Here is an 8,341-nt window from a genome sequence, read left to right on the forward strand (position 1 = left end):
AATTTATTTTCGTATTTAACAATTCAATATTTTGTTAATCCATTATTACTTAATCAAAAATCATTAAGCTTAAGCCATTAACTTTTATTAATAGCAAATTTTAAGATTTTTATTAGATTCTTGAAATATTGCTTGCCATAAAACCAAAAATAAATAAAAATACACAAAAAGTGAATAAGTATTCAGTTTGAGGTGGTTGTGAAAATGAAAGAACGTACAACTGAGTTAGTTGATGGCTTAAGACATTCAGTACCTTATATTAATGCACATCATGGTAAAACATTTGTAATTTTGCTCACAGGCGCAGTGTTAAAAAGTAATAATTATTCGAGTATTATCAGTGATATTGGTTTACTTTATAGTCTTGGTATTAAACTTGTTATTGTTAATGGTGCTCGCAATCAGATTGATGAATCTTTAAAAAATCATAATATCACACCTAAATATTATAAAAATACGCGTATTACCGATGCAACAACACTAGACATCATTAAACAAGTTACAGGTTCATTACAACTCAATATTACCGCAAGTTTATCAATGAGTTTAAATAATACTCCATTACAAGGAGCTCATATAAGTGTTGTGAGTGGTAATTTTGTGATTGCACAACCTTTAGGAGTAGATGATGGGGTTGATTATTGTCATACAGGTAAAATCCGTCGTATAAACAACGAAGCTATAGCTGAACAATTAGATCGTGGCTCAATTGTGTTACTAGGCCCTGTTGGCGTTTCGGTTACTGGTGAAAGTTTCAATTTAGCGTCTGAGGATGTCGCAACCGAAGTTGCTATTCGCTTAAAAGCGGATAAATTAATCAGTTTTTGTGCTGAACAAGGAGTACTTGATGAAAACGGTTGTGTTATTACCGACCTTTATCCTGTTGATGCGGATAATTATGTCAACAAAAAAGAGCAGCAAGGTAAACCTTTATCTAGTGAAGCACGTTTTTTACGTGCAGCATCTAAAGCATGCCGTAGTGGAGTCAGACGAAGCCATTTGGTAAGTTATTTGGTTGATGGCTCAATTTTACAAGAATTATTTTCTCGTGACGGGATTGGAACACAAGTAGCGATGGAACATTCTGAACAAGTGCGTTTAGCAACTATTAACGATATTGGAGGAATTTTAGAACTCATACGCCCACTTGAAGAACAAGGTATTTTGGTTAAACGTTCACGTGAGCAGTTAGAAATGGAGATCGATAAATTTACTATTATTGAACGTGATAATATGACAATTGGTTGTGCTGCGCTTTATCCATATCCTGAAGAAAAAATGGGAGAAATGGCCTGTGTAGCTATTCATCCTGATTATCGCAATTCATCTCGAGGAGATGACTTAATTGAAAAGTTAACAGAAAAAGCAATCCAGCTAGGGCTCGAGAAAATATTTGTTTTAACTACACGTAGTATTCATTGGTTTAGAGAAAAAGGTTTTAATCCAGCAGAAGTAGATGATTTACCTATTAAAAAGAAAAAACTTTATAATTATCAAAGAAATTCTAAAATTTTAATGCTTGATATTCTTTGAACTATATTTAAAATAGATCTGGGAGCAACTAAAATTTTTAATATTATAAATTAGGTATTAAATAATGGGATATTAATGCCAGCTATAAAAAGTAATTAAAATTAGTATGTTACAACAGTATTTAAAATTTGCATTGTAAATGCTTTTTTTAAATAAAATCCACGTGGTCGAGTTAAAATGATATCACCATTTTCACTAATTGCTTTGGTAAGAGCTTGTCCATTGGCTGCTTTAGGTCTAATTTGTAAATAAGTACCATATCGAGCGGTAATTTTTTCAACATGCCCTAGTGCTATCATATCCATTAACTCTTCCCAGTCTTGTTTGAGCTGTTGTTCTTGTTCTTTAGTTGGTGTCCACATAATAGGTTTTCCAACTTTTCTATTTGCGAGAGTAATAGTTCTTTCACCTTCTATCGGAATCCAAAGCACTTTTGCAAGTTTATATCTGACATGGCTTGTCTCCCAAATAACGCCATGATTAGCCATTAATGGTGTGACACTAACAAAGGTTGTTTCAAGTGGTTTACCGTGTTTATCAACAGGAATAGTTTTAAGCTCTATACCAAGATTAGCAAAATCTTGCTCAGCTTTACTACCAGCATTTGCTCCTAAAAAAGTTTCAATAAGATTGCCTACCCAACCCTTTTGTTTATTTAAATTATTCGGTATAGGTATGTTTAAGTATTGTGCTATCTCGCCAAAAGTATAACCTGCTGCTAACTGAGCTCGTTGCAATAATTCTTGTTCACTATTAGGAAAAAATATAGGCATGGCAAAAAATAGTTAACTTACTTGTTAAGAAAACACAGTCAATTATATTGACTGTGAATCTTAAAATAAAGAGTTATTAGCTTAACTTTTCAACCCAACTTGCATAGCTATTAATAATAAGGGATAAGAATTCTTTACTTTTTTCAGTAATATTACCACTTTCATCAAAAGCAGAAGCTACATTACCAATATAAGCTTCAGGCTGTTGTAATGTCGGCATATCAAGAAATACTAATGATTGACGAAGTTGATGGTTAGCGCCAAACCCACCAATTGCACCTTGTGAAACGGAAACAATTGCAGCGGCTTTTTTAGACCAAATGCTCTTACCATAAGGACGAGAACCAACATCTATTGCATTTTTGATAACAGCAGGAACTCCACGATTATATTCTGGTGTCACAAAAATAACACCTTGACAATCGGCTACTTCTTTGCGGAAACGAGTATAAGAGGCAGGAGGGGTATCATTATCAATATCTTCATTATATAAAGGTAAATCGCCAATTTGAATAATTTGTAATGAAAGTGATGGTGGTGCGATTTTTTGAAAAACTTTTGCTACTTTTAAGTTATAAGAGTCTTTGCGTAAACTCCCTACTAGTACAGCAATTTTTTTACTCATCTTAAATCTCCACTTTTTTTATAAGAGGTATTTTTAATACCTCTTAAATTAATAGTATTTGTTAATGTCCTGATGAGTCGACTTTTCGGCCTGCTTCAAATAAGAACCACGCACGTTGTTCTGTTTGATCGATCCACTCTTCAATTAAACTGGCAGTAGCGGTATCATTGTATTTATCACAAATATCATGTGCAACACGCATACGTTCTGTTAGTTTTACATTATCTTGGCATAGCTCGGCAAGCATATCTGATGGTTCAACGAAATCTGCATCATTATCAGAAATACTTTGTAATTTAGCAATGTGACCAATTGAGCGTAGAGTTGTTCCACCTAACTTACGGACGCGTTCCGCAATCGGATCTGTCATTGCAAATAGCTCTTCACCTTGATCATCTAACATTAAGTGGTAATCACGGAAATGAGGGCCACTAACATGCCAATGAAAGTTTTTAGTTTTTAAATATAAAGCAAATACGTCTGCTAAAACAGAATTCATTGCTCCAGAAATATCTTTTGATGCCTTTTGTCCTAAATCAGTAGGAAACAAAATAGCTGATTGTTGTAGTTTTTTAGCAGAAGCCGTACTTTTAGCCATGATATATTCTCCTTTAAATTGAATAATAAATCCCCGTATTGACAAAATTACGCCAACTTAATGTGAATGTCCAATAAAAAACGTTAATTTTTTACTATCATTGCTATTTCAGTAACCTATGGTTTTTTTATCTCTTACTTTTTCTTGTTTCTATTTATTTGAAATAATATCTTTCAAAATAAAAGAAAATATTTCAAAGTGTGATTTAGTTAAAAGTTTTTGCATTTCAAAATTGATAGCATTAATGCGAAATTTAACTCAATAGGAGACAATATGATTGATGCTATTTCATTTGGTGCCGAATGGTTTATTGGTTTATTCCAAGAAGGCGGCAAGGTATTTGTGGGTATGGTAACAAGTATATTACCATTATTAATTTCATTACTTGTTGTGATGAACGCAGTGATTAAATTTATTGGGCAAGAACGTATTGAACGTTTAGCGCAAGCTTGTGCGGGCAATCCTGTTTCTCGATATCTATTATTACCACTTATCGGAACTTTCGTATTTTGTAATCCAATGACATTAAGCCTAGGCCGGTTTATGCCAGAGTTTTACAAACCGAGTTATTATGCAGCTTCATCTTATAGTTGCCATTCAATGAATGGACTCTTTCCACACGTTAACCCTGGTGAACTTTTTGTTTATTTGGGAATAGCTGCCGGTTTAACTACCCTAAATTTACCTTTAGGCCCTCTTGCTGTGAGTTATTTCCTTGTTGGTTTAGGTACTAACTTCTTTAGGGGGTGGATTACTGACTTTTGTACTGCCATTTTTGAAAGAAAAATGGGCATCAAGTTAGAAAGAAAAGTTCATCTATAATAAAAATAAGGAATATAAAAAATGGCAAAATTTATCCAAATTGAAAAAGGCGAAGCAGGTTGGGGTGGACCTTTGGAGCTTCCAGTTATTGCTGGTAAAAAAATTGTTTATATTGCAGCAGGTACTCGTCCAGCCATAGTTGACACTTTAGTTGATCTAACAGGTTGGGAAGCTATTGATGGTTTTAAAGATGGCGAGCCGCCTAAAGAAGAAATTGGTGTTGCTGTGATTGATTGTGGAGGAACATTACGTTGCGGAATTTATCCAAAAAATCGTATACCAACTATCAATATTCATGCCACAGGTAAATCAGGCCCTCTGGCTCAATATATTGCTGAAGATATTTATGTTTCTGCGGTAAAACCTCACAATATCAAGCTAATAGAAAAAGAAGGCGATGTTGTAAGCGAACCAGCAACAAACGATAAATCGTCTGAATTTAAAGATTATGACAGCAGCAAAAAAATTACTGAACAAAGCGATGGTTTGTTAGCAAGAATTGGTATCGGTATGGGGTCTGGTGTTGCTGTCTTCTTCCAAGCTGGCCGAGATACAATTGACACTGTACTAAAAACAATACTTCCTTTTATGGCGTTTGTATCGGCACTAATTGGTATCATCATTGCATCTGGATTGGGTAACTTTATTGCGCATGGGCTAGTACCACTGGCAAACAATCCGCTTGGATTGGTTATTTTAGCCTTAATTTGTTCATTTCCATTACTTTCCCCATTCTTAGGTCCTGGTGCGGTTATTGCTCAAGTTATTGGGACATTAGTTGGTGTTCAAATTGGACTTGGTAATATTCCACCTCATTTAGCATTACCAGCATTATTTGCCATTAATGCACAAGCAGCATGTGACTTTATTCCTGTTGGTTTATCACTTGCTGAAGCTAAACAAGATACAGTTCGAGTAGGGGTACCATCGGTGTTAGTTAGCCGCTTTTTAACTGGTGCGCCAACAGTATTAGTTGCATGGGCGGTATCGTTATTTATCTATCAATAGATTGTTTAAAAAATGGGATGGTTCCATCCCATTTTAAACTAACGTTAAAAATAAAAAGCTTGGATTAAGTGAAAGCAAGAAATAAGAAGGTTAATGATGTCAAATATTATCTATCAATCAAAAATTAGTCAAATTGGTGAGTTTGCTCAAGATGCATTAACGGATGGTATGTTAATCCTGTTTAAAACTGGAGCACCAGCAGATTTAGCGGATTATTGTTTTGTGCATAGTCATGATGATTTAAAACAAGATTTACAAGTTGGGCAGACCATTTATCTAGGTAAACAGAGTTACAAAATTACCGCGGTGGGTGATGTTGCTAGCGTTAATTTCCGTGAATTAGGTCATATCACATTAAAATTTGATGGTAATAGTCAAGCCGAATTACCAGGAACCATTCATATAGAAGGTGAAACTCCAAGTCAGCTTTTTGTGGATGATGAAATTAGAATTGTAAATGATTAAGGAACATAAAAAATGAAACAAGTAGCAGTTGTTATAGGTGGCGGACAAACTCTTGGTGAATTCTTATGTAAAGGTATCGCTGATGCTGGATACAAAGTTGCCGTTGCAGACTTGAATGCCGCTAATGCAAACAAAGTTGCAGATGAAATAAATCAAAAATATGGCGCTGGCACAGCAAAAGGCTTTGTTGTTGATGCAACCAAAGAAGCTAGTGTCATCAAGTTAGCGCAAGACGTTGAAGCTATATTTAAACATTCTGACTTATTAGTCTACAGTGCAGGAATTGCACGTGCAGCTCCAATTACCAGTTTTGCATTAAGTGATTTTCAATTATCGGTTGATGTCAACTTAACTGGTTATTTCTTATGTGCGCGTGAATTTGCAAAATTAATGGTAAAACATAATACCGCTGGTCGTATTATCCAAATCAATTCGAAATCTGGAAAAGTGGGTAGCAAACATAATTCGGGATACAGTGCAGCCAAATTTGGTGGTGTAGGATTAACACAATCACTAGCCCTAGATCTTGCTGATTGCGGTATTACTGTAAACTCATTAATGTTAGGTAACTTATTAAAATCCCCTATGTTCCAATCGTTAATACCACAGTATGCTAAAAAATTAGGTATTCCTGAAAACCAAGTGGAACAAGTTTATATTGATAAAGTCCCTTTAAAACGAGGTTGTGATTATCAAGATGTACTTGATGTATTGCTATTTTATGCAAGTGATAAAGCATCATATTGCACAGGGCAATCAATCAACATTACTGGTGGACAAGTGATGTTCTAGTTAAAATAAAGTGCGAAAGTTAATTTAAACTTATCGCACTTTTTATTCTAGCTTAAATAAAATGGAAAAATATTAAATATGACGACCACTCTAGTTGCTATAGCACTTATTGCTTGGTGTATTCAAATTATTTTTAGTTGGTTTCAAATTCGTCGTTTCAATAAAGCGTTTCTAGCTTTACAAAAAGGTTGCTACTTAGGTGTCGGTCGCAGTAAAAGTAAACGATTTAGACCAAGAGTATTAATCGCAATTTCATTAGATGAAAATAAAGTTGTGATTGATTCTATCATAATGAAAGGGATCACGGTATTTGCATTGCCTAAATCTATTTCCCAGCTCCATGGCTTATCTGTATCAGAAATAATCCCAGAAAAAATATTTCCAAACGACCTAATATCACAAAGTGCGTTGATTGTTGCCTTAACAGCAAACAATTAATAATTATCTTTTATTTTGAAAAGTAATTTCTTTCATTATAAAGTATAATGGTTTGCAAAATAAAATTTCCTATATACTAATAATGATGGAATCATAATATGAAAGTAAGGCAACGACAAACAGCTATTTTAGAATACCTGCAAAATCATGGGCAAGTTAGTATCGATGAATTAGTTGAGCATTTCAAAACGACTGGAACTACAATTCGTAAAGATCTTACTCAACTCAGCCAAAGTGGTCTAGTTTTACGTACCTACGGCGGTGCCATGTTAAACCGTGAAATTGGTGATAGAGCTATTGATCATAAAACCTACATCAACATTGGATCTAAAAAATCAATTGCATACGAAGCAGTTAAATTGATCCAAGAAGGTGACTCAATTATTTTTGATTCTGGAAGTACTGTTGCTCAGATGATTCCTATACTGACAAGTTTCAATAATTTGACTATTATGACCAACAGCTTACACATTGTAAATGAACTCGTTGCGCATAATAATGATCATACTATTATCTTATCAGGTGGCACTTTTCGCCGTAAATCGGCCTCGTTTCACAGTAACAGCGCATCAACTGCGGCCATATTTGAATCTTACACTTTTGATAAACTATTTATGGGGGCTGATGGGATTGATTTAGTAGGGGGCGTGACAACATTTAATGAAAGCTATCACGGCAGTGTTGCCATGAGTAAAGCTGCGGCAAAATTAATATTATTAGCTGACTCAACCAAGTTTGGCAGGCGTAGTCCTAATGTTGTGTGTGACTTAAATGCTGTTGATACCATCATCACCGACAATAAATTAGATGACAAATATTATGAAGCACTCATACAACGAGGCATCAAAGTCATTAAAGTAGAAGTAATTGATAAAGAATAAAAAATAGCATTGTTTAAATGTTGCATTAGCGGGAATCTATTTGAGTGATGCAAATTATTAGGGCGTGTTGATCTTTCATGATTATTTTTTAGACGGCATGATGTGAGTTATAATAATTCAGCCAAAAACAACCATAACTCGATTCATCATGCCAAGAACAATGCTAACAGATAAACGGTGGGAAAAGCTACTACAAATAATGAAAAATACCGGCCGAGTTTATAATAAATCCGAGCATCGGATGACGTTTGAAGGGATCCTTTTCCGAATGAGAACCGGTATTCCTTGGCGAGATTTGCCAGAAGAGTTTGGTGAATGGAGCACTGTCTATAGGCGATTTAATTTGTGGTCTAAAAAAGGAATATTAGTTGATATTTTCAAACATTTATCACAACTAGCGGATTTT

11 protein-coding genes are annotated in these 8,341 nt (G+C 34.6%); 8 read left to right on the forward strand and 3 right to left on the reverse strand.

Features of this window, described 5'->3' with window-relative positions; translation table 11 throughout:
• Positions 1-204: 204 nt before the first annotated feature.
• On the forward strand, positions 205-1,533 hold the full coding sequence (argA, locus tag A9G38_RS00105; RefSeq protein WP_034913441.1) for an amino-acid N-acetyltransferase: 1,329 nt from the start codon (positions 205-207) through the stop codon (positions 1,531-1,533).
• Positions 1,534-1,634: 101 nt separating this feature from the next.
• On the opposite strand, the gene mutH is transcribed toward argA, so the two are convergent.
• From mutH to A9G38_RS00120, 3 genes are all read right to left on the reverse strand, one after another.
• Complete coding sequence (mutH, locus tag A9G38_RS00110) at positions 1,635-2,306, reverse strand: DNA mismatch repair endonuclease MutH (protein ID WP_034913444.1); 672 nt, start codon at positions 2,304-2,306, stop codon at positions 1,635-1,637.
• Between the two features lie 76 nt (positions 2,307-2,382).
• Positions 2,383-2,931: an NADPH-dependent FMN reductase gene (locus tag A9G38_RS00115; protein ID WP_034913448.1), complete on the reverse strand. Its 549-nt coding sequence runs from the start codon at positions 2,929-2,931 to the stop codon at positions 2,383-2,385.
• A 61-nt stretch (positions 2,932-2,992) separates the two neighbouring features.
• Positions 2,993-3,529, reverse strand: a complete 537-nt coding sequence (locus tag A9G38_RS00120) for a Dps family protein (protein ID WP_034913453.1) — start codon at positions 3,527-3,529, stop codon at positions 2,993-2,995.
• Positions 3,530-3,802: 273 nt separating this feature from the next.
• Here A9G38_RS00120 and srlA point away from each other — a divergent pair, with 273 nt between their 5' ends.
• The 7 genes from srlA to A9G38_RS00155 form a co-directional block, all read left to right on the forward strand.
• Entirely contained in the window at positions 3,803-4,351 is a 549-nt protein-coding gene (gene srlA, locus A9G38_RS00125; RefSeq protein ID WP_034913455.1) for a PTS glucitol/sorbitol transporter subunit IIC, read from the forward strand.
• A gap of 21 nt (positions 4,352-4,372) precedes the next feature.
• Positions 4,373-5,359: a PTS glucitol/sorbitol transporter subunit IIB gene (srlE, locus tag A9G38_RS00130; protein ID WP_034913459.1), complete on the forward strand. Its 987-nt coding sequence runs from the start codon at positions 4,373-4,375 to the stop codon at positions 5,357-5,359.
• A 96-nt stretch (positions 5,360-5,455) separates the two neighbouring features.
• Positions 5,456-5,824: a PTS glucitol/sorbitol transporter subunit IIA gene (gene srlB / locus A9G38_RS00135; RefSeq protein WP_034913463.1), complete on the forward strand. Its 369-nt coding sequence runs from the start codon at positions 5,456-5,458 to the stop codon at positions 5,822-5,824.
• A 12-nt stretch (positions 5,825-5,836) separates the two neighbouring features.
• Positions 5,837-6,616, forward strand: a complete 780-nt coding sequence (gene srlD, locus A9G38_RS00140; protein WP_034913467.1) for a sorbitol-6-phosphate dehydrogenase — start codon at positions 5,837-5,839, stop codon at positions 6,614-6,616.
• Positions 6,617-6,694: 78 nt separating this feature from the next.
• The gene (locus A9G38_RS00145) at positions 6,695-7,054 is read left to right on the forward strand and encodes a transcriptional regulator GutM (protein WP_034913471.1); all 360 of its coding nucleotides are present in this window, start codon (positions 6,695-6,697) and stop codon (positions 7,052-7,054) included.
• Between the two features lie 98 nt (positions 7,055-7,152).
• Positions 7,153-7,935 (forward strand): glucitol operon DNA-binding transcriptional repressor SrlR, encoded by a 783-nt coding sequence (gene srlR, locus A9G38_RS00150; protein ID WP_034913476.1) that lies wholly within the window; start codon positions 7,153-7,155, stop codon positions 7,933-7,935.
• Between the two features lie 148 nt (positions 7,936-8,083).
• A partial coding sequence (locus A9G38_RS00155) for a transposase (RefSeq protein WP_141671662.1) occupies positions 8,084-8,341 on the forward strand: 258 nt, incomplete at its 3' end.

Origin of the sequence: Gilliamella sp. Imp1-1, from assembly GCF_001690415.1 — a bacterium.
Taxonomy (GTDB): domain Bacteria; phylum Pseudomonadota; class Gammaproteobacteria; order Enterobacterales; family Orbaceae; genus Gilliamella; species Gilliamella bombi.

Bases quoted from the DNA above. Each gene is read 5' to 3' on its own strand.
- argA (WP_034913441.1), top strand. From the start codon at position 205: ATGAAAGAACGTACAACTGAGTTAGTTGATGGCTTAAGACATTCAGTA.
- mutH (WP_034913444.1), bottom strand. From the start codon at position 2,306: ATGCCTATATTTTTTCCTAATAGTGAACAAGAATTATTGCAACGAGCT.
- A9G38_RS00115 (WP_034913448.1), bottom strand. From the start codon at position 2,931: ATGAGTAAAAAAATTGCTGTACTAGTAGGGAGTTTACGCAAAGACTCT.
- A9G38_RS00120 (WP_034913453.1), bottom strand. From the start codon at position 3,529: ATGGCTAAAAGTACGGCTTCTGCTAAAAAACTACAACAATCAGCTATT.
- srlA (WP_034913455.1), top strand. From the start codon at position 3,803: ATGATTGATGCTATTTCATTTGGTGCCGAATGGTTTATTGGTTTATTC.
- srlE (WP_034913459.1), top strand. From the start codon at position 4,373: ATGGCAAAATTTATCCAAATTGAAAAAGGCGAAGCAGGTTGGGGTGGA.
- srlB (WP_034913463.1), top strand. From the start codon at position 5,456: ATGTCAAATATTATCTATCAATCAAAAATTAGTCAAATTGGTGAGTTT.
- srlD (WP_034913467.1), top strand. From the start codon at position 5,837: ATGAAACAAGTAGCAGTTGTTATAGGTGGCGGACAAACTCTTGGTGAA.
- A9G38_RS00145 (WP_034913471.1), top strand. From the start codon at position 6,695: ATGACGACCACTCTAGTTGCTATAGCACTTATTGCTTGGTGTATTCAA.
- srlR (WP_034913476.1), top strand. From the start codon at position 7,153: ATGAAAGTAAGGCAACGACAAACAGCTATTTTAGAATACCTGCAAAAT.